A 19,896-nucleotide genomic window follows, 5' to 3' on the forward strand; every position below is an offset into this window, starting at 1 on the left:
GGACACAGAGCTGCTGAATGCATAGCCAAAGCATAGATTAGATAATGTAAAATTAAAAATGAATGAAGGGCTGTATCGAAAGTTATTTCGATACAGCCCCTTCTTATTCCCATTTTGAGACGAAAACAGTCAATTCTTTACCGTCTTTATCTTGGATATTACTTAATACTAATAAATTATCTTCATTTTTATGAATTTCACAGACACATTTAATTTCATCATTATAATAACATTCATGCTCAAATAGTATATCTATTTCTTTTAGCTCATATTCCTCTCTAATCTCCTGTGGAACACTATCCATAAACCATTGTACATACTTAACATTATTGACATGTTTATTGAAATCTATATCAGAATATCTAACCTTAAAATTGCTAACATATTCATTATTTTTTACTTTTTCTAGCCTTTCTAACCTGCCTATTAAGTTTTTGCCAGTGGAGCCCTTATCAACATTATAAGCTTTGTATTGATCATCAGTAATTTTTACAGCTCTTCTCTTAACAATATCAATTAATAAGAATAATGCACTACCTTCTACTATCTTAATATTATTTTCATCATATATTTCATAAGTTCTTAAAGCATAAAATTTCTTAAATTCTTCTGCAACAGTCTTTACTTTTATTTTTTCTTCATACTTTGGATATCTATTTATCTTTATATTATATTTATAAAATACCCATGTAAGATTTCTTTCTGTTAAGTATTCCATTCCTACATTTAAGCTTTCTGCATGCTTATTTCCTACATCCCCCAAAAAATTCATTATGCTTTCTAATGTACAATTTAAGTTCTTATCACATTCATAATAATGAATTTCATACATCTTTTCATAACTTATTCCCATAATTCTACCCTCTTTCTCATAGTATTTATTTTAGAAGTATAAAAATAGGTATAGATTTATATCTACACCTATTCCTTTATTTATTTATTTGTTTAATTTTGCTAACAGCTCTTCTATATCAAGTCCATGAACTAATGCAGCTTCTTCAACTGTTTCCATTTGTGCAGATGGGCATCCAACACATCCCATACCAGCTGATGCTAAAACTTCTATTTTCTCAGGATAATTCTTTACAATTTCACCGATTGTCATATCCTTAGTAATCATTTTCTCACTTCCTTTAGTAGCATTTTTTATATAACTGTATATATTTTACATAATATAAAATTTATTTTCAATATTTTCCAAATATTATATTAAAATAATATTTTAACTACTAAACTAAATACTAATATAGACCACTATTATTACCATTATTATTTACATCATTTAAAATATTATCTACATTTATTCCATATCTTATAGAAACATCTTCTACTGATGACAATTGATTTTCTGTATTACCATAGCAAGGTATACCATAACTATTGAATATATCAATTGCACTTGGATTTTCCGCTAAAATTTGACTTATAGTACTATTTTTATCAACCACAAAGAATCACCTCTAACTTTTTTATATTTATAGGCTTTCCTTTATGGTTGATATTTATACTATATTTCTTTTACTCTTATAGTTTGACTTCTCTTTGGACCAACAGATACTATTGATATTCTTGTATCCGTTAATTCTTCAATTCTATTTAAGTATTTTTTTGCATTTTCATGAAGCTCATCAAAAGATCTAGCATTAGCTACTGATTCATCCCATCCATCAAATTCTTCATAAATAGGTTCACATTTTGCTAAATCCTCTAAGCTTGCTGGGAAATAATCTATTACTTCACCATTAAACTTATAACCAGTACATACCTTTACTTTATCTAATCCAGCTAATGTATCAATTTTTGTTACAACTAAAGATGTTAATCCACTAACTCTTACAGCTGTCTTTAATATAACTAGATCTAACCATCCACATCTTCTTGAACGACCAGTAGTTACACCATATTCATGACCTTTTTCTCTAATCCATTCACCAGTTTCATTTTCTAATTCTGTAGGGAAAGGTCCTTTTCCAACTCTTGTAGTATATGCCTTAGCAATACCTACACTATTAGTTATCATATTAGGGCCTATACCAACACCACTTGCTACTCCCCCTGCAGTTGTATTAGAAGAAGTTACATATGGATATGTTCCATAATCAATATCTAAAAGCATTCCTTGTGCACCTTCAAATAATACATTTTTATCTTCTTTTATCTTGTTATAAACTACTACTGAAGTATCTTGTACAAAAGGTGCTATTTTTTCAGCATATTTGCTATATTCTCTATGAATTTCTTCAAAATCTAATGCTTCTCCACCTAATACTTGTGTTATATATTTATTTTTTGCTTCTAAATTACTTCTTAGCTTTTCTTCAAAAACTTCTTTATTTATTAAGTCACAAACTCTTATACCGCTTCTTTCAAACTTATCAGTATAACAAGGACCTATTCCTTTTCCTGTTGTTCCTATATCATTCTTTCCTCTTGCAAGTTCTTTTAGTTTATCTAGAACCTTATGGTATGGCATTATTATGTGAGCTCTATCACTTATAACTAATTTTTCTGGTGTTACTCTTACGCCTTCTTTTTCTAGATATTCTATTTCATCAAATAAAGCTACTGGATCTACTACTACTCCATTACCTATTACATTTAATTTTTCATCATGTAATATTCCTGAAGGTATTAAATGAAGTTTATATTGCCTATCTTCAACTTCTACAGTATGCCCTGCATTATTTCCACCTTGATATCTGACTATTACTTCAGCCTCTTCTGCTAAATAATCTGTCATTTTTCCTTTTCCTTCGTCGCCCCATTGAGCTCCTAAAACAATAAATGCTGACATAACATCTGCCTCCCTTTTAAAAATATTGCCTTATTTTATAACTTTTTAATAATCTCTTACCTATCCATACTATCAAAGTAATTATAAACTTTCAAGATTTTTGCGAATATTTATTTGCTTTGAAAAATTATAATTCGTTAGGCATTGTTTATATACGTGTTAATTTTATACTTTTATTTTAAATATTAAATTTTTCTTTTGTTTTCACGAATTTTACATTTTTACTGCCCTAAATAAAAAAATGAGCTAGATAGCACTAACTCATTACATTGTTTTTGATTTCTCTGCACACTTTTCTACAGCACTGATGACTGCATTTCTAAAGCCATTCCTCTCAAGCTCTAAAACTGCATCAATAGTTGTTCCTCCTGGTGAGCAAACAGAATCCTTAAGTTCTCCTGGATGCTTTCCTGTCTCTAATGCTAATTTAGCAGATCCTAATATGCTTTGTTCTGCTAGCTTATATGCCTTAGCCCTTGGTATTCCTAGTTTAACTCCTGCATCAGCCATTGCTTCTATAAACATAAATACATATGCTGGTGATGATCCACATAGAGCAATAAAGGCATGGAAATCTTTTTCTTCTAATAATTCATATTTACCAAAATAATTAAATAAAGAACAAACTTCTTCTAGTTCTTCCTTATGAATATTTTTATTCTTACATATAGCTGACATACCTTCACCAACTAAAGCTGGTGTATTAGGCATAGTCCTTATTAATTTTACCTCAAATCCAAAATACTCTTCTATTTGCTCAATAGTAACACCAGCTGCAATAGATACAATTATTGCTTCCTTGCTTACTACATCTCTGATTTCTGCTATAACTTCCTGAAAGAAGTGAGGCTTCACTGCTAAAAATATAATATTGGCTTTTGCTGCTACTTCTTTATTATCATTAGTTGATTTTACTTCAAATTCTTTCTCTAGCGCTTCTTTAGATGCTTCTGTTTTAGCTGAAACAATTATATTTTCTTTTTTTATTTCTCCACTACTTATAAGTGATCCTAACATAGCTTTCCCCATGTTTCCGCATCCTATAAAACCAATTATCTTATTTATCATAAAAATCCACACCTCTTCATTTTATTCTGTATGAACTAAATCTAAATCTGCAAATTTAGAGTGAGCTCCAATCCATGCCATTTTAACTGTTCCAACTGGGCCGTTTCTTTGCTTAGCTATAATACATTCACCAATATTCTTTTCTTCAGTTTCTTTATTATAATATTCATCTCTATATAAGAACATAACAACATCGGCATCCTGCTCAATTGATCCTGACTCTCTTAAGTCAGAAAGCATAGGTCTATGGTCAGCTCTCTGCTCTGGCGCACGAGATAGCTGTGACAGTGCTATTACTGGACATTCCATTTCCTTAGCCAGTGCCTTAATGGATCTAGAAATTTCAGATACTTCTTGTTGTCTATTGTCATTACCTGAACTACCAGACATAAGTTGTAAGTAGTCTATAAGAATCATATCAATTCCATGCTCCATCTTAATCTTTCTACATTTAGATCTCATTTCCATAACTGTAATACCAGCTGTATCATCTATGTAAATTTTAGCTTTTGAAAGTGGTCCTGTTGCACGGGCAATTCTTTCCCAATCATCATCATCTAAATTACCTGTTCTAAGCTTTAGCATATCAACATTGGCTTGAGAACATAAAAGCTTATAAGCCAATTGTTCCTTAGACATTTCCAGTGAAAATATTACTACGCTTTTTCCTTCTTTTAATGCTGCATTTTCTGCAATATTCAATGAAAATGTAGTTTTTCCCATAGAAGGTCTCGCTGCAATAAGAACCATATCCCCTTTTTGGAACCCTGAAGTCTTGGCATCTAAATCTTTTATCCCTGAACCAACTCCAGTTATTTCTCCCTTATTATTAAACAGCCTTTCTATTTCTAAGAATCCTCTTTCCAAAACTGCTGAAAGTGGTTCATATTCTTTCGAATCTTTATTTTCTGCTAAATCAAAAATTTTCTTTTGGGCAATATCTATTACTTTTTCAACATCACCGCCATTATTATAGCTTTCTTCTATAATAGCTGTAGACGTCTTTATAAGTTTTCTTAAAGTAGATTTTTCTTCAACAATCTTTATATATGAACTTAAATTAGCTGTAGTTGGTACAGATGCACTAAGCTCTGATATATATGTAACTCCACCAGCTTTCTCTAACATATCCGCTGATTTAAGATGCTCTAATAATGTAACTAGATCCACAGCCATATCTTTTGCGTACATTTCTCTAATGGCCTTATATATGACCTTATGTCCATCTCTATAAAAGTCTTCTTCTTCTAGCTTTTCAAATACCTTTGCTATAGCTGTCTTGTCAATTAACATTGCTCCAATAACAGACTGCTCTGCTTCGATACTTTGCGGCAAGCTTCTCATCATAGGTGCGTCCATAAAGCATTCCTCCCTCCAAATATTTTTTTGCAATAACACTATTATATAATATTATACTTTCATTTTATATATAAACTTTTTTACCTAAATTCATCATTCTTAACTCATAATTTTTGAATAAAAAAACGAAGCATTAAGCTTCGTTTTTTATTCAAACACTATTTCCATAAGCTCTTCAATGTCGCTTACTGCTCTTACTTCTATATCATTAAGTCCAAGTGGAATTTCTTTTTCATTATCCTTTGGTACAAGAACAAGCTTAATTCCCTTTCTTCTTGCGCCATAAATTTTTTCAAAGATTCCTCCTACAGGCTTAACCTTTCCTCTTAAAGAAATTTCACCAGTGATAGCTACATCCTGACGTATCTTTCTATTTAAAAGAGCACTGATGATACAAATAGTAATTGCTGCTCCTGCTGAAGGTCCATCTATTTGTCCTCCACCAATAACATTAACATGTATATCATATTCCTTAATATCTTTATCTGTTATCTTTCTAATAACTGATGCAGCATTAAATACTGAGTCTTTTGCCATAGAACCAGCTGTATCATTAAACTTAATTGTACCAGCACCTTTTTTCTTAGCATGGAATACAGTTGCTTCTATTTCTATTGTAGAACCAAGGAATCCACTTACACCTAAACCATAAACGTGGCCTACTTCTCCACTTTCAAGATTTTTTAATATTTCAAAAGGAGTATATCTTCCTATAGATATTACTTCTTCAACATCTCTTAAAGAAATTACTTTTTTGTCTACTTCTTCTTTATTATATAATGAGTATCCATAAGCATCTGATAATATATTTACAGCTTTTCTACCTTCAATGGTATATTGACTTATTAAATGTGCTACACCATCTTCTAATGTTACCTCAAGCTTCTTAGCTGCATTATTTACTATTCCTTCAATGTCCTTTGATGATAATGGTTCAAAATATACTTCTGTACATCTTGATCTTAAAGCCGGATTGATTTGTCCTGGTTCCCTAGTTGTTGCCCCAATTAATACAAAGTCTGCTGGAGCTCCATTATCAAATAAGTACTTTATATATTTAGGAATGTTCTCATCATCTGGATCATAGTAAGATGATGAAAACTCAACTCTCTTATCTTCTAAAACTTTTAAAAGCTTATTTTGTAGAATATCATCTAATTCTCCAATTTCATCAATGAATAATACTCCACCATGAGCTTCTGTAACTAATCCTGTCTTTGGCTCTGGTACTCCTATTTCAGCTAGATCTCTCTTGCTTCCTTGATAAATTGGATCATGTACTGAACCTAAAAGTGGATTTGTTATTTCTCTTGGATCCCATCTTAAAGTAGTACCATCAACTTCAACAAATTTTGAATCTTCATCAAAAGGAGTAGCTTTTAATTTTTTTGCTTCTTCTAAGGCAAGTCTTGCAGCTGATGTCTTTCCTACCCCCGGTGGACCATATAAAATTATATGTTGTGGATAAGGTGATGCCATCTTAGATAAAAGTGACTTAATGGCTCTTTCTTGGCCTACTATTTCTTCAAATGTTTCAGGTCTTAAAAGAGACATTACATTTTTATTTATCTTCTTAGCATCTAATGCTTCTAGCTTTTCAAGCTTACTATTAGTTTTTGAGTTTTCAATGCCTTTTTGCTTCTTCATAATAGATAACTTTAATTCATCCATAAATTTATCTTGTCTCTCAGCTAAGGCCCTTTCAACTTCCACTTCAATTTTATTTTGAACATACTTTTTAGCAATATTTTCTGATATCCAATATACTACATCTTCTAAAACATCTACTGCTTCACTATCATTTGGAACTACCTTAGCTCCATTTCCATCTGATGCAATAACATTTAGTGCATATATTCTCTCATTTATGTCTGTGGAATTAATATATTTCTGTAATTTAAATCTTACTGTTCTTGCTCTTATTGCCCCTTCATCAAGAACATTTTTTAATATATCAAAAAGTACATTTACTTTTGCTTCTAAAGGTAAATCACTTTCTAATATATTTTTAAAATCTAATTTTTCATTAAATGAATTCAAATTTAGTCCTCCTTATTGTTTAGGAACAATAACAACCTTCATCTTTGTTGAAACTTCAGGATATAGTTTAACCTCAACATCATATCCTCCAGCAACTTTTATTGTACCTATAACAACTTTCTTCTTATCTATTGATAAATTGAATTTGCTATTTATAGCTTCTGCAACATCTTTGTTAGTTATTGCACCAAATAATCTTCCGCCATCTCCTGCTTTAGCTTCAATAGTAACTTCCTTACCTTTTAATTCAGCTGCTAATTTTTGAGCTTCTTCTAATTCTGCAAGTTTTTTCTTTCTTTCATTTTCTTTCTTAGCATTAAGAACATGTAATTCATTAGCAGTTGCTTCCGTAGCTAATTTTTTAGGAAATAGATAATTTCTTGCATATCCATCTGATGCTTCTATAACATCACCTTTTTTACCTAATTTTTTAACGTCTTGTAATAATATAACTTTCATATTATGCACCTATCCTTTAAAGTTTTATTCTTTATTGTCTTCTTATTATAATTATATCTATATTTTACTATTTATTAAGGTCTCTATGTTAAAATAATAAAGTTTTTTATTCTTTCATATTTCTAGCTATAGATTCTTTAAGAAGGCTTATTGCTTCATTCATTGGCATATGTAGCTTAGCTCCTGCCATATTCATATGACCTCCACCGCCAATTTCTTCTAATACAACTTGCACATTTACATCTCCAATAGAACGTCCGCTTATAGCAACACTTCCATTTGATTCACTTAAAACAAAGCATACATCTATGCCTGATATATTTAAAAGTTCATCGGCTGCTCTAGCAACAATTACTGTATTAGATGTAGAACTTGGGCAAACAGCTATGGCAAGATTATTCTCTACTTCTGCATTCTTAATAGTTTCAGCTATAACTAAATAATCTTCAAAACTATCAGCAAACATCTTTTTAACTTCTAAAGTATCTGCTCCTAGTTCTCTTAAAAATGCTGCTGCATCAAAAGTCCTCACACCAGATTTAAACTGGAATCCTTTTGTATCCATAACAATACCAGCTAAAAGCCCTTCTGCCTCTAAAGGCTTTATAACAGGCTTTTTAAGTATATATTGTATTATTTCTGTAACCATTTCTGAAGTTGATGAAGCATATACTTCAATATAATTTAATAATGCACCTTCAATAATATCAGGGCTTCTTCTATGATGATCTATAATTATTTTTCTATTAATTTTTTCTACTAAGTCTATATTTTTAACATATCCTTTATTATGAACATCAACAATTATTAAAAGTGATTTATCGTTTATATATTTTTCTGCTTCTTCACCTGTAATAAACATATTGTCATAGGAACTATCTTTCTTTAATTGCTCTAGATAGTATTCTATGGCATTAATGTCCTGTTCTAATATTATATTACAATTCTTCCCCAATTGCTTGATAGTAGTCCAAAGACCTACTGATGCTCCTAAGCAATCCATATCTGGACTCTTGTGACCTATTATAAATACATTGCTGCTTTCAAAAATTAGTTCCTTAATAGCTTGAGATATAACCCTTGCTCTAACTCTTGTTCTTTTTTCCAGCTCTCTAGTATTTCCACCAAAAAAATGAATCTTGTCATTATTTTTTACAACGACTTGATCTCCACCTCTACCTAAGGCTAATTCTTTAGCCATTACTGCAAAGTTATAGTTTTCCTGAGGTGAAACTCCCCCTCTTCCAACACCTATACTTAAAGTAACTTCTAATTTATTTCCTATATCAATACCTGATATTTTTTCTAATATATCAAATTTACAGTTTATTTCATCATTTATGTACTTATCTTGTACTGATAAAACATATTTATTTGATTCATATTTTACTATCATAGCCTTAAGCTTCTGTCCATATGCATTTATAGCTTTTTCTACTTCTGCCACAAGCATAGGTCTATTACTTTCTTCAGTTCTTTCCAAAGCTTCTGATAAATTATCTACTTCAATAAGCACTACACTTTCCTTTGTAGCATACAGGTCTCTTAAGTTGCTAACTTCAATAAAATAAACTATATATAAATTGTTTGCTTTATCTTCATCATATTTTATTTGATTAGCATATACACTGTAAAATCCTTCTTTAATTTTAACTCGTTGCTTTAAATCTTTATCACATTTTAATAATTTCTGTAAATCTAAATTTCTTGCTATAGATAAGATACTTTGTTCTTCTATATCTTGATTGCTTAATTCCTTTTTAAATCTCTTATTTCCCCATACAATTTCACCATTTTCATGGATTAAAGCAATTGGGTATGACATATCTGAAATATTATCATTTATATTAAGCTTGATTTTTGATGTTATTAAACTCGATTGATTATTTTCCTTATTTATATTTATAGTTTCATATAAAATAATGAATAGCATTATTACTAGAAAAATAGTTGCTAGAAAAAAATTATATGTGTAAAAAGAAATAATACTTGCTGAAATTATTGCAGCACATATTAAAAAAATATTATACTTTTGTAGCTTTTCTTTCATTGAAAGCCTCCTAAATTTATATTAATACCTTTTTTTAAGGTGATTTTGAAGCTTACTTAGATTTTTTCCCTCTTTTTCATATGAATGGCCTTCATTTATCCCAATTTTTAATTTCTTACTCATATCATCATCTACTTCATTGCAGCTATACCCTAATTTTTGTGCTAATACGTATAATATTAAAATAGCTCCAGAGATGCAATTTAAAATAGCACCTTGAGCTGCACTACTTCCTCTCACTAAAAGAGAATATAATTCACCTATTATACATAATAAATTTGCCTTAAGCTCTTCTATCATTTTCATATTAGCCATAATATTCAAATCCTCTTTTTTCACAACTTCCCCCTCCCTTATACCCTTGTATATTTATTTTAATAATATTTTATAATTTATGCAACTAAATAGATCTGTCAATTACATAATATGTAAATTTCTTATTTTTTATAAAAAAAATAAAAGTCCCTGAAAAATCAGGGACTCCTAAACTCATTACTATTCAGTTGTGAATGGTAATAAAGCTATATTTCTTGATCTCTTTATTGAAGAAGTTAATTCTCTTTGGTGCTTAGCACAAGTTCCAGAAATTCTTCTTGGAAGAATCTTACCTCTTTCAGTAACGAATTTTCTTAATTTGTTAACATCTTTGTAATCTATTGATTCAGCTTTGTCAACACAGAAAGCACATACTTTTCTCTTAGATCTTCTCATTTTTCCGTTTCTTTTCATATCTCTCATCTGTCTTACCTCCTTTTTAATAAAATTAGATATTTCCTTAGAATGGCATATCTCCATCATCTACTGGAGTCATGTCATTGTCAAAGCCCATTCCGCCGAATACATCATCTGCAGAATGTGAATAATCAGAACCGCCACTATTAAATGAACTACTATTATTACTTCCTCCATTACCTCTTGATAAGAAGGATACACCATTAAATGTATCAGCAACAACTTCAGTTACATATCTCTTAGTGCCATCTTTTGCATCATAAGATCTAGTTGTAATTCTACCACTTATAGCAATTTGACTACCTTTACTCATGTATTGAGCAGTGTTTTCAGCTTGCTTTCCCCATATTACTACAGGAATAAAGTCAGCAGATTTTTCACCAGTCTTACTGTTGTAATTATCAATTGCTAATGTTAAGGTGGTAACAGCCGTTCCATTACCAGGAGTATATCTTAGTTCTGGATCTTTTGTTAATCTTCCTATAAGTATTACCTTATTCATTTAAAACACCACCTAATTAGTTTTCTTGTTTAACAACAATATGTCTTATAACACCATCAGTAATTCTGAATACTCTATCTAATTCTTTTGGTAATTCAGTGTTAGCTTCAAAATTTATTAAAGTATAGAAACCTTCGTTAACTTTTGCGATTTCGTAAGCAAGCTTTCTCTTACCCCAGAAATCTACGTTTTCTACAGTTCCTCCACCATTTTCTATAACACCTTTGAACTTTTCGATGTTAGCTTTAACAGCCTCTTCATCTAATGATGGGTGTAATATAAATATAGTTTCGTACTTTCTCATCATTTTCACCTCCTCCCCTCGGACTCACGGCTACACTTTGTGTAGCAGGGATTACAATTTAAAATTTTATCACTATAAATATTTATTTTCAAGTTTTTTTTATTTATTTTGCTTTTATTTTATAACCTTTTTTGCTTCTTTTTGGAACTTTACCCTTGGAAGCATCACTATTCGCCCACAACCTACACATTTTATTTTAATATCAGCACCTAGCCTTATTACTTCAAATTCTTTGCTACCACAAGGATGTTGCTTTTTCATTTCTACTATATCTCCAATATCAAACTTATCTATCATTTTCTAGCCCTCCTTTTTACTACTTATCTTACCATTGAATACTCATTATTTTCTCTCTTATATATATTCTTATAAGACATATTTCCTTCATTTATTACTTTATTTACTGATTCTTCATCATCTAATCTTACACATAAGCCACAGCTTTGAGTTATTGAAGTTGGTGTAGGCATCATTCTAAATGATAATCCCATTTCTTTCACAGCTTTTTCTCCACTCATAGCATCCAACGTATTTTTAAATACTATTATATAATATTTCATCTTTATATCACTCCCTGATGGCATATTTACAGTTCTTTAATACTCATAGTATATTATACTTATTTTTCAATATATACAAAATATTTTGCTATTGATTTTTTAAATTTTTCTTCTATCATAATTTATAAAGGAAATTTTTTGATTTTTATATTAATATACTTTAAGGAGTTTTTTATGAATGTTTATTTAGATAATGCTAGTACTTCTTTCCCTAAACCTAAAGCTGTATGCGATTCTATGTATAATTTTATAGCTAATATTGGTGGAAACAGTGGACGTTCTAATCATACCAATGCTTTAGAGTCAAATAGATATGTATTTGATACAAGAGAAAACATTGCTTCATTTTTTAACTTTCCTAAGATAGAAAATGTAGTCTTTACCAATAATATAACCTCATCACTTAATATACTTATTAACGGTATATTAAAAAAAGGAGATCATGTAATTACTTCTTCTATAGAACATAATTCTGTTATAAGACCTCTATGGAATTTGAAAGAAGCTAATATTATTGACTTAGATATAGCAGAAGCAAATAGTTTAGGTATACTTAGCGTAGAAAGTATTAATAAGCTAATAAAGCCTAATACAAAGCTTATTGTCCTAACTCATGCTTCTAATGTCATAGGATCTATTCAACCTATAAAGGAAATAGGAGAACTTTGTAAGAAAAATAATATATTCTTTATTTTAGATAGTGCTCAAAGTGCTGGTGTACTTCCTGTAGATTTTGCAGAATTCAACTTAAGTGCTTTAGCTTTTACAGGTCATAAGAGTTTACTTGGACCTCAAGGTATCGGTGGTTTTATTATAAGTGATGAACTTAATGAAATATGTGAGCCATTTATATTAGGTGGTACTGGTAGCCTTTCTCATGCACTAAGTCAGCCAGACTTCTTACCTGATAAATTTGAATCTGGTACATTAAATATTCCTGGAATAGTAGGTTTAAATGAAGGCATTAAATTTATTAAAAAAGAAGGCATTGAAAACATATATGAACATAACAGCTCTTTAAGAAAATATCTTATAGATGAAATGGCTAATATGCCAAACTATAAAATATATGGTGATTTATCTCCTGAAAGAGGAACCACTTGTATATCATTTTCCCATAACAAGCTAGATATAAGTGAATTATCATACATATTGGACTCTGATTTCAACATAAGTAATAGAAGCGGTCTTCACTGCTCTCCACTTGCTCATAAAACCATAGGTACATATCCTAATGGAACTATCAGATTCAGTATTGGTTATTTCAATACCATGGAAGAAATTAAATATGTCATCGATAGCTTAAATAAAATTAATAAATTATATTAGAAATAATTTTTATTGAATACTATGTTTTTCTAATGCCCATAATCATAAATAATGAAATTGTTTTGAAATTATTTATAGGAGGTATTAAATGAAAGATATGTGTTGTATTGATGCTTTTTCTCCCACTTCAAGTTCGGAAATCAAGGCATATTTCATGGAAAACTTAAAGCCTATTATGGATGAAAATAGAGACATAATTTTTTTATGTATTGGCACTGATAGAAGCACTGGAGATTCTTTGGGTCCATTAATTGGTTATAAATTAAAGTCAATTATTTCCAAAAAATTATATATATATGGTTCCTTAGAAAGTCCTATTCATGCCACAAACATATTGACTATATTAGATAAGATTAAAGCTAATTTTAATAATCCCTATATAGTTGCCATAGATGCTGCATTAGGTTCAGTTAATAATATTGGCAAGGTTATTATTGAAAATAAGCCCTTAGCACCAGGAGCTGCCTTTAATAAATCCCTACCAGCCATAGGTAATATGTCTATTAAAGGTATTGTAAATATTTCTGGTGGTATGGATTTTACCTTGTTACAAAATACAAGATTGTATACTGTTATGACCTTGGCTGATTCTATTTCAAATGGTATAAGCTTATTTTCTAAATCAGTATAAAAAAAATCTGTATCAAGCTTCTTAGTTTGATACAGATTTTTTCATATTATTCTTTGCTCATTGCTTCATTTAAAACATGTAATTCTTCTTCTGATAATTCATATCTAGATATACCTTTATCTATTGGCTTCGCATAAGTAGTACTGTCTTGTCTGCTATAAATACCTGTTAAAACAATACCATCATTATGTGAATCTAAAAGTGCAATAGAAAAGCTTAAATCACTTCCTACATCCTCAAAAGCCTTATATCTCATTATTGCTACTTTATTAACACATCCCTTTAATGCTTCTTCAAATCCATTTGTGATTTCTAATGATTTTTGAGAATTTTCTACTGCTTCTTCAATTCTATCTAAATTACTATTTATAAGTTCTTCGATATTTCTTCCTTTAGATCCGCGCATCATCTTTTTATATCTTTTATTAACCTTGCTTACTGATATCATTAATATTATTGTAATTAAAAATAATAATATTGTGATTACTGCTAATCCTAAAACTATAAAAATCGAATATTCATTAACAATATTTAATATGTTATCCATTTGTTTATTTTCTTCCTTTCAATGTTTCACGTGAAACACTATAACTTAATTATATCTAGTATTCTTTGTAAATCCTCATCTGAATAATATTCAATCTCTATTTTCCCTTTATTATTTTTATTGCTTATATTTACCTTAGTTCCAAAATATCCTTGTAATCTTTCTGTAATATCTTTATAATATGGATTTAATTTGTTTTTATCTTCTTTCTTTTGAGGCTTAGAAGTTTTCTTTTCCTTGCAATCCTTCATAAATTTTTCAAGCTCACGTACTGATAATTTATCATCTATAACTTTTTGTGCTATTTCACACTGTAGCTTAGCATCATTTATTGAAAGTAAGGCTCTTCCATGTCCCTCTGAAATCACACCTTCAATTAGATATTGCTTTACACCTTCAGAAAGATTTAATAATCTCATGGTATTAGTTATAGCCGTTCTTGACTTTCCAAGTCTCTTACTTAGCTCTTCCTGTGTCAGATTAAACTCTGATATAAGCTTCTTATATGCATTTGCTTCTTCAATTGCATTTAAGTCTTGTCTTTGTATATTTTCAATTAAGGATATTTCCATAACCTGCTTATCTGTCAAATCCATAATTATTGAAGGAACTTCTTTTAATCCTATAAGTTTCGCAGCTCTCCAACGTCTTTCTCCTGCCACAATAACATACTTGCTATCTACTTTTCTTAATATAATAGGCTGTATAATTCCGTTATGTTTAATAGACTCAGCCAATTCCAATATCTTTTCATCATCGAAAAGCTTTCTTGGCTGTTCATTATTATTTTTTATTAAGTTAATATCAATAAGTGCTACTCCATCTTTATTCTTTTCTTTCTTACTATTAATATTATTAGATACTTCTTCTGGAATTAAAGCATTTAATCCCTTGCCTAACCCAAATTTCTTGCTCATAATATCACCTTTCTATTGTCTATCTAAAAACTCTCTTGTAAGTGCCTTATATGCATCAGCACCTTTACACTTTTCATCATACAGCATTATAGGCAGGCCAAAACTTGGTGCTTCTGCTAATCTAATATTTCTTGTAATTGTAGATTTGTATACTTTGTCCTTAAAGAAATTCTTAACTTCAGAATACACTTCATTACTTAAATTAGTCCTATAATCATACATAGTCATTAATACGCCTTCTATATATAAATCTGGATTTAGGGACTTCTTAATAAGCCCTATGGTATTCATTAACTGACCAACACCTTCTAAAGCATAGAATTCACATTGTATTGGTATTAAAACTGAATGTACAGCTGTTAAAGCATTTATAGTTAAAAATCCTAATGACGGTGGACAATCTATAAAGATATAATCATATTGATCCTCTACCATTTTTATTTGCTCTAATAGTATTGTTTCTCTATTTTCTTTATTTATTATTTCAACTTCAGCTCCAGCTAGTTCCATAGTAGATGGTGCTATGTATAAGTTTTGTATTAATTCACTTTTTAATATAACATCCTTTAAAGGTACATCTGCTGTTAAAACATCATACATGGAAAATTGTAGATTTTTCTTATCTAAACCTAATCCACTTGTAGTATTTCCCTGGGGATCTATATCAATTGTTAATACTTTATATCCTTCCATAGCTAAACATGCACATAAATTAATATTTGTTGTAGTTTTTCCTACTCCGCCTTTTTGATTAAAAATACATATCTTCTTCATAAAACTCCCTAATTCTTGGGATTAATCCCCCCTCTCCTCTTTATATTATATATAGTTTTTTTACATAATAAAAGTACAGACAATATAAAATTTTGGTTAATTGTTTCACGTGAAACAATCACAAATAGATTTGTAAAATCTATTTGGAAATTATGAATGATGAATTACGAATTATGAATTAATGTCGAAACTCAAAGAGTTTCAGAAAAATAAAATTTATTATAAACTCTGTGAGTTTATTCCTAAATTCATCATTCATCACTCATCATTCATCATTATCTAAGTTCTTCATAAAAAAATGGACACGTTAGTGTCCATTTTTTTATTGATTTTTAGGTATAGAAACTGTTATTTCTATGCACTCTTCTTTTTCCTGCAACTTATATTCTGCTGGAATATTAAATTTACCTAATACTTGTTTAATTGTATTTACATAAAGTTTACCTGAAAGAACACCTTTTCCTTTTTTTCTTTTCTTCATTTCTTCCCCAGCAATCTTTAATAATTCTAAATTTATAAGCTCTTCTGTCTTCTTTACATTTAATGAATTCTTAATTGCCTTTTTAATAATCTTCAATTGAAGTTCTTCCGTTGGAAGACTAAGTAAAGCTCTAGCATGTCTTTCTGTTAAGCTATTTTCAAGACAAATTAATCTAACCTTTGAGCTTAACTTAAGCAATCTCATCTTATTAGCTATAGTTGATTGCTTTTTCCCCATTCTTTTAGCTAATTCATCTTGTGTAAAATTATGTTCATTAATTAAATTATAATACGCTTCAGCCTCTTCAATAAAATTCAAATCTTCTCTTTGAAGATTTTCTAATAAAGCTATTTCAGCAGACTGCGTATCAGTTATTTCTATTATGTTACAAGGTACAGATTCTAAATTAGCCATTCTTGCAGCTCTCCATCTTCTTTCACCTGCTACTAATTCAAACTTATCTCCAATTTTTCTTACTGTGATAGGTTGTATTATTCCATGACTTTGAATCGATTGTGATAATTCTTCTAATGCTTCTTCATTAAAAAACTTTCTTGGCTGATATGCATTAGGAAATATATTATGTACATTTATATTTACTATTTCTTTCTTTATATCCATTATGACCAACCCCCATAATTTATTAACCTTTTTATATTATTGGTATAAATATTATTCTATAGCGCTTTCTAAAAAAGAAAGTGCTATAGAATTTATAAAACATTTTACTTTAATGGATTTTTATTTACAGTTCCTGCTTTTCTAGGGTACTTTTTATTGCATTCCTTAACTTTTAATACTTCAACTATATTATGTCTTAAATCTGTTCCTTCGATAGATACTTCTATTATATTTTTAAGTTCTCCACCTAATATTTTAATAGCTGCTTTTCCATTTTCTAATTCTTCTTCTATAGCTGGTCCCTTTAAAGCAACAAAGTGCCCATTTTTCTTTACATATGGTAAGCAAAATTCTGATAATACAGCCATATTTGCTACTGCTCTAGAAGTAGCCACATCAAATTTTTCTCTAAGCTCTGGATTTCTTGCTCCATCTTCTGCTCTTGAGTGAATTGTTGTAACATTAGTTAATCCTAACTCTTTAACCACAAGATTTAAAAAGTTAATTCTCTTATTTAATGAATCTAAAAGAGTTATTTTTGCAGTTGGATGCATGATAGCTATAGGCATTCCTGGGAAACCAGCCCCTGTACCTACATCTATTATCGTATGAGCTTCTGCTATGGCTTTAGACTTAAATGCCTTTATACAATCAACGAAATGCTTTTTAATAAATTCTTCATCTTCTGTTATAGCTGTTAAATTTATTTTTTCATTCCATTCTTGAACAAGTCTCATATATTTAATAAATTGCTCATATTGCTTTTCACTTAATTCAAGATTTACATCATTGGCTGCTGTTTTTAATTCTTCAAAAAATCTCATATTAGTCCTCCTTATTTTTCTTTTTGCTTTGATTTTCTAAGTAAATTACTAAAACTGAAATATCAGCTGGAGAAACTCCTGAGATTCTTGAAGCTTGCCCTAAACTTACTGGTCTTATCTTTTCTAATTTTTGAATAGCTTCTATTCTAAGACCCTTAACATCATTGTAATTTATATCTTCAGGCAATAATTTTTTCTCAAATTTTCTAAATTGATTTACTTGAATCATTTGTGCTTCTATATATCCTTCATACTTAGAAATAATATTCATTTGTTCACCAATATCTTCTTTAAGCTCTGGTCTTTCTGGATCTAATGGTGCTAGTGAGAAGTAATCAACTTCTGGTCTCTTAATTAATTCATACATACTTATTGGCTTTTTAAGTTCTGCAGAACCTAAGCTTACTAAAAATTCATTAACTTCTTTCTTATTTGTTATTTGTAAGTTTTTAAGTCTTTCTATTTCATTTTCAACAGCTGTTTTTCTTTCTTGGAATCTTTCATATCTAGCATCTGAAACTAATCCTACAGATCTTCCGATTTCAGTTAATCTAAAGTCAGCATTATCTTGTCTTAAAATTAATCTATATTCAGCTCTTGAAGTCATCATTCTATATGGTTCATTAGTTCCTTTAGTTACTAAGTCATCAATTAAAACTCCTGTATATCCATCAGAACGAGTTAAAATCATTGGATCTTTTCCTTGAACCTTAAGTGCAGCATTTACCCCTGCAACTAAACCTTGTGCAGCTGCCTCTTCATATCCTGAACTTCCATTTAATTGTCCAGCTCCATATAATCCACTTATTGTTTTAAATTCTAATGTAGATTTAAGTTGTGTTGGATCTATTGAATCATATTCAATGGCATATGCTGTTCTCATTATTTCAACATTTTCTAATCCTTCTAATGTTCTATACATTTGAATCTGTACTTCTTCTGGTAATGATGATGACATACCAGCTACATACATTTCTAATGTATCTTCTCCTTCTGGTTCAATAAATATTTGATGTCTATTCTTATCTGGGAACTTCATTACCTTATCTTCTATAGATGGGCAATATCTTGGGCCTACCCCCTCAATAGCTCCATTATACATAGGTGATCTATCAATATTATCTCTTATTATATTATGAGTTTCTTCATTTGTATAAGTTAGCCAACAAGATACTTGTGGTCTATCCACATTATCATGCATAAATGAAAATGGCACAATTTTATCATCACCTGGTTGTTCTACCATTTTAGAAAAATCAATAGATCTCATATTAACTCTTGCTGGAGTTCCAGTTTTAAATCTTCTTGTAGAAATTCCTAAATCCATTAAACTTTGTGTTAATTCATTGGCTGCTGCTAATCCATTTGGTCCACTATTATATGTAGTTTCACCGATAATTATCTTAGCTCTTAAATATGTTCCTGTAGTAAGTACTACTGCCTTGCATTTGAAGAAGGCACCATTTCTAGTTAAGACACCAACTACTTTTCCATCTTCAACTTCAATATCTATTACTTCTAACTGTCTTACATCTAAGTTTTCTTGATTTTCTAAGACAGATTTCATTCTTTCTTGATATTTCTTTCTATCAGCTTGTGCTCTTAAAGAGTGTACTGCTGGCCCCTTTGATGTATTAAGCATTCTTGATTGGATAAATGTATGATCGATGTTTATCCCCATTTCTCCACCTAAAGCATCAACCTCTCTAACTAAGTGACCTTTAGCTGTTCCTCCTATGTTAGGATTACAAGGCATTAATCCTATAGAGTCTAAATTAATAGTACATACTAATGTTTTTAATCCCATTCTTGCTGAAGCAAGGGATGCTTCGCATCCTGCATGACCTGCTCCAACAACAATTACATCATATTCTCCTGCATCATATTTGTATTTGTGTTTCATT

The 19,896-nt window shown here is 29.9% G+C and carries 23 protein-coding genes; 2 read left to right on the top strand and 21 right to left on the bottom strand.

The features are described from left to right. Window positions 1–103: 103 nt before the first annotated feature. The 15 genes from Q5O44_RS09955 to Q5O44_RS10025 form a co-directional block, all read right to left on the bottom strand. Window positions 104–853 carry an acyl-[acyl-carrier-protein] thioesterase gene (locus Q5O44_RS09955; RefSeq protein WP_022168268.1) on the bottom strand — a complete coding sequence of 250 codons (750 nt, stop codon included), beginning with the start codon at window positions 851–853 and terminating at the stop codon, window positions 104–106. Window positions 854–937: 84 nt separating this feature from the next. Further along, window positions 938–1,120: a DUF1858 domain-containing protein gene (locus tag Q5O44_RS09960; RefSeq protein WP_022168269.1), complete on the bottom strand. Its 183-nt coding sequence runs from the start codon at window positions 1,118–1,120 to the stop codon at window positions 938–940. 121 nt (window positions 1,121–1,241) lie between these two features. Continuing rightward, window positions 1,242–1,448, bottom strand: coding sequence for a DUF1858 domain-containing protein (locus tag Q5O44_RS09965; protein ID WP_022168270.1), 207 nt, complete (start codon window positions 1,446–1,448; stop codon window positions 1,242–1,244). Between the two features lie 59 nt (window positions 1,449–1,507). Further along, complete coding sequence (locus Q5O44_RS09970; RefSeq protein ID WP_022168271.1) at window positions 1,508–2,794, bottom strand: adenylosuccinate synthase; 1,287 nt, start codon at window positions 2,792–2,794, stop codon at window positions 1,508–1,510. 264 nt (window positions 2,795–3,058) lie between these two features. Continuing rightward, on the bottom strand, window positions 3,059–3,859 hold the full coding sequence (proC, locus tag Q5O44_RS09975; RefSeq protein WP_302637797.1) for a pyrroline-5-carboxylate reductase: 801 nt from the start codon (window positions 3,857–3,859) through the stop codon (window positions 3,059–3,061). A gap of 24 nt (window positions 3,860–3,883) precedes the next feature. Next, window positions 3,884–5,221 (bottom strand): replicative DNA helicase, encoded by a 1,338-nt coding sequence (locus Q5O44_RS09980; RefSeq protein ID WP_022168273.1) that lies wholly within the window; start codon window positions 5,219–5,221, stop codon window positions 3,884–3,886. Window positions 5,222–5,368: 147 nt separating this feature from the next. After that, window positions 5,369–7,225: a Lon family ATP-dependent protease gene (gene lonC, locus Q5O44_RS09985; RefSeq protein ID WP_302650889.1), complete on the bottom strand. Its 1,857-nt coding sequence runs from the start codon at window positions 7,223–7,225 to the stop codon at window positions 5,369–5,371. Window positions 7,226–7,273: 48 nt separating this feature from the next. Next, on the bottom strand, window positions 7,274–7,720 hold the full coding sequence (gene rplI / locus Q5O44_RS09990) for a 50S ribosomal protein L9 (RefSeq protein ID WP_022168275.1): 447 nt from the start codon (window positions 7,718–7,720) through the stop codon (window positions 7,274–7,276). A gap of 106 nt (window positions 7,721–7,826) precedes the next feature. Next, window positions 7,827–9,770: a DHH family phosphoesterase gene (locus tag Q5O44_RS09995; RefSeq protein ID WP_022168276.1), complete on the bottom strand. Its 1,944-nt coding sequence runs from the start codon at window positions 9,768–9,770 to the stop codon at window positions 7,827–7,829. Window positions 9,771–9,791: 21 nt separating this feature from the next. After that, a complete protein-coding gene (locus Q5O44_RS10000; protein ID WP_022168277.1) occupies window positions 9,792–10,109 on the bottom strand; it encodes a MazG-like family protein in 318 nt (105 codons plus the stop codon). Between the two features lie 156 nt (window positions 10,110–10,265). After that, window positions 10,266–10,508 carry a 30S ribosomal protein S18 gene (rpsR, locus tag Q5O44_RS10005; protein ID WP_022168278.1) on the bottom strand — a complete coding sequence of 81 codons (243 nt, stop codon included), beginning with the start codon at window positions 10,506–10,508 and terminating at the stop codon, window positions 10,266–10,268. Between the two features lie 37 nt (window positions 10,509–10,545). Further along, complete coding sequence (locus Q5O44_RS10010) at window positions 10,546–11,004, bottom strand: single-stranded DNA-binding protein (protein WP_022168279.1); 459 nt, start codon at window positions 11,002–11,004, stop codon at window positions 10,546–10,548. A gap of 16 nt (window positions 11,005–11,020) precedes the next feature. Beyond that, a complete protein-coding gene (rpsF, locus tag Q5O44_RS10015; RefSeq protein WP_291662544.1) occupies window positions 11,021–11,308 on the bottom strand; it encodes a 30S ribosomal protein S6 in 288 nt (95 codons plus the stop codon). A gap of 114 nt (window positions 11,309–11,422) precedes the next feature. Beyond that, complete coding sequence (locus Q5O44_RS10020; RefSeq protein WP_022168281.1) at window positions 11,423–11,605, bottom strand: DUF951 domain-containing protein; 183 nt, start codon at window positions 11,603–11,605, stop codon at window positions 11,423–11,425. A 23-nt stretch (window positions 11,606–11,628) separates the two neighbouring features. Then, window positions 11,629–11,868: a DUF3343 domain-containing protein gene (locus tag Q5O44_RS10025; RefSeq protein ID WP_022168282.1), complete on the bottom strand. Its 240-nt coding sequence runs from the start codon at window positions 11,866–11,868 to the stop codon at window positions 11,629–11,631. A gap of 174 nt (window positions 11,869–12,042) precedes the next feature. Here Q5O44_RS10025 and Q5O44_RS10030 point away from each other — a divergent pair, with 174 nt between their 5' ends. Together Q5O44_RS10030 and yyaC are read left to right on the top strand one after the other, a co-directional pair. Beyond that, window positions 12,043–13,197 carry an aminotransferase class V-fold PLP-dependent enzyme gene (locus tag Q5O44_RS10030; RefSeq protein WP_022168283.1) on the top strand — a complete coding sequence of 385 codons (1,155 nt, stop codon included), beginning with the start codon at window positions 12,043–12,045 and terminating at the stop codon, window positions 13,195–13,197. 88 nt (window positions 13,198–13,285) lie between these two features. Next, window positions 13,286–13,828 carry a spore protease YyaC gene (yyaC, locus tag Q5O44_RS10035; RefSeq protein WP_022168284.1) on the top strand — a complete coding sequence of 181 codons (543 nt, stop codon included), beginning with the start codon at window positions 13,286–13,288 and terminating at the stop codon, window positions 13,826–13,828. Window positions 13,829–13,874: 46 nt separating this feature from the next. Here the strand turns inward: yyaC and Q5O44_RS10040 are convergent, their stop codons facing one another. From Q5O44_RS10040 to mnmG, 6 genes are all read right to left on the bottom strand, one after another. Continuing rightward, entirely contained in the window at window positions 13,875–14,375 is a 501-nt protein-coding gene (locus Q5O44_RS10040) for a DUF4446 family protein (protein ID WP_022168285.1), read from the bottom strand. 38 nt (window positions 14,376–14,413) lie between these two features. Further along, window positions 14,414–15,292 carry a ParB/RepB/Spo0J family partition protein gene (locus Q5O44_RS10045; protein ID WP_022168286.1) on the bottom strand — a complete coding sequence of 293 codons (879 nt, stop codon included), beginning with the start codon at window positions 15,290–15,292 and terminating at the stop codon, window positions 14,414–14,416. A 12-nt stretch (window positions 15,293–15,304) separates the two neighbouring features. Further along, window positions 15,305–16,066: a ParA family protein gene (locus tag Q5O44_RS10050; protein WP_022168287.1), complete on the bottom strand. Its 762-nt coding sequence runs from the start codon at window positions 16,064–16,066 to the stop codon at window positions 15,305–15,307. Between the two features lie 322 nt (window positions 16,067–16,388). Beyond that, the gene (gene noc, locus Q5O44_RS10055; protein ID WP_302637799.1) at window positions 16,389–17,162 is read right to left on the bottom strand and encodes a nucleoid occlusion protein; all 774 of its coding nucleotides are present in this window, start codon (window positions 17,160–17,162) and stop codon (window positions 16,389–16,391) included. Between the two features lie 110 nt (window positions 17,163–17,272). Further along, window positions 17,273–17,992 carry a 16S rRNA (guanine(527)-N(7))-methyltransferase RsmG gene (gene rsmG / locus Q5O44_RS10060; protein ID WP_022168289.1) on the bottom strand — a complete coding sequence of 240 codons (720 nt, stop codon included), beginning with the start codon at window positions 17,990–17,992 and terminating at the stop codon, window positions 17,273–17,275. Window position 17,993: 1 nt separating this feature from the next. Continuing rightward, a complete protein-coding gene (gene mnmG, locus Q5O44_RS10065; RefSeq protein WP_022168290.1) occupies window positions 17,994–19,895 on the bottom strand; it encodes a tRNA uridine-5-carboxymethylaminomethyl(34) synthesis enzyme MnmG in 1,902 nt (633 codons plus the stop codon). Between the last annotated feature and the right edge of the window lies 1 nt (window position 19,896).

Origin of the sequence: Clostridium sp. CAG:221 (genome assembly GCA_000435835.1) — a bacterium.
GTDB lineage: Bacteria > Bacillota > Clostridia > Clostridiales > Clostridiaceae > Clostridium.

Excerpts from the sequence above, each read along its gene's own strand:
- Q5O44_RS09995 (WP_022168276.1), bottom strand. The coding sequence starts at position 9,770 with ATGAAAGAAAAGCTACAAAAGTATAATATTTTTTTAATATGTGCTGCA.
- Q5O44_RS10030 (WP_022168283.1), top strand. The coding sequence starts at position 12,043 with ATGAATGTTTATTTAGATAATGCTAGTACTTCTTTCCCTAAACCTAAA.
- Q5O44_RS09970 (WP_022168271.1), bottom strand. The coding sequence starts at position 2,794 with ATGTCAGCATTTATTGTTTTAGGAGCTCAATGGGGCGACGAAGGAAAA.
- Q5O44_RS09960 (WP_022168269.1), bottom strand. The coding sequence starts at position 1,120 with ATGATTACTAAGGATATGACAATCGGTGAAATTGTAAAGAATTATCCT.
- mnmG (WP_022168290.1), bottom strand. The coding sequence starts at position 19,895 with ATGAAACACAAATACAAATATGATGCAGGAGAATATGATGTAATTGTT.
- Q5O44_RS10010 (WP_022168279.1), bottom strand. The coding sequence starts at position 11,004 with ATGAATAAGGTAATACTTATAGGAAGATTAACAAAAGATCCAGAACTA.
- rsmG (WP_022168289.1), bottom strand. The coding sequence starts at position 17,992 with ATGAGATTTTTTGAAGAATTAAAAACAGCAGCCAATGATGTAAATCTT.
- rplI (WP_022168275.1), bottom strand. The coding sequence starts at position 7,720 with ATGAAAGTTATATTATTACAAGACGTTAAAAAATTAGGTAAAAAAGGT.
- Q5O44_RS10025 (WP_022168282.1), bottom strand. The coding sequence starts at position 11,868 with ATGAAATATTATATAATAGTATTTAAAAATACGTTGGATGCTATGAGT.
- Q5O44_RS09980 (WP_022168273.1), bottom strand. The coding sequence starts at position 5,221 with ATGGACGCACCTATGATGAGAAGCTTGCCGCAAAGTATCGAAGCAGAG.
- rpsF (WP_291662544.1), bottom strand. The coding sequence starts at position 11,308 with ATGAGAAAGTACGAAACTATATTTATATTACACCCATCATTAGATGAA.
- Q5O44_RS10040 (WP_022168285.1), bottom strand. The coding sequence starts at position 14,375 with ATGGATAACATATTAAATATTGTTAATGAATATTCGATTTTTATAGTT.
- Q5O44_RS10045 (WP_022168286.1), bottom strand. The coding sequence starts at position 15,292 with ATGAGCAAGAAATTTGGGTTAGGCAAGGGATTAAATGCTTTAATTCCA.
- Q5O44_RS10050 (WP_022168287.1), bottom strand. The coding sequence starts at position 16,066 with ATGAAGAAGATATGTATTTTTAATCAAAAAGGCGGAGTAGGAAAAACT.
- Q5O44_RS10020 (WP_022168281.1), bottom strand. The coding sequence starts at position 11,605 with ATGATAGATAAGTTTGATATTGGAGATATAGTAGAAATGAAAAAGCAA.
- Q5O44_RS09955 (WP_022168268.1), bottom strand. The coding sequence starts at position 853 with ATGGGAATAAGTTATGAAAAGATGTATGAAATTCATTATTATGAATGT.
- yyaC (WP_022168284.1), top strand. The coding sequence starts at position 13,286 with ATGAAAGATATGTGTTGTATTGATGCTTTTTCTCCCACTTCAAGTTCG.
- rpsR (WP_022168278.1), bottom strand. The coding sequence starts at position 10,508 with ATGAGAGATATGAAAAGAAACGGAAAAATGAGAAGATCTAAGAGAAAA.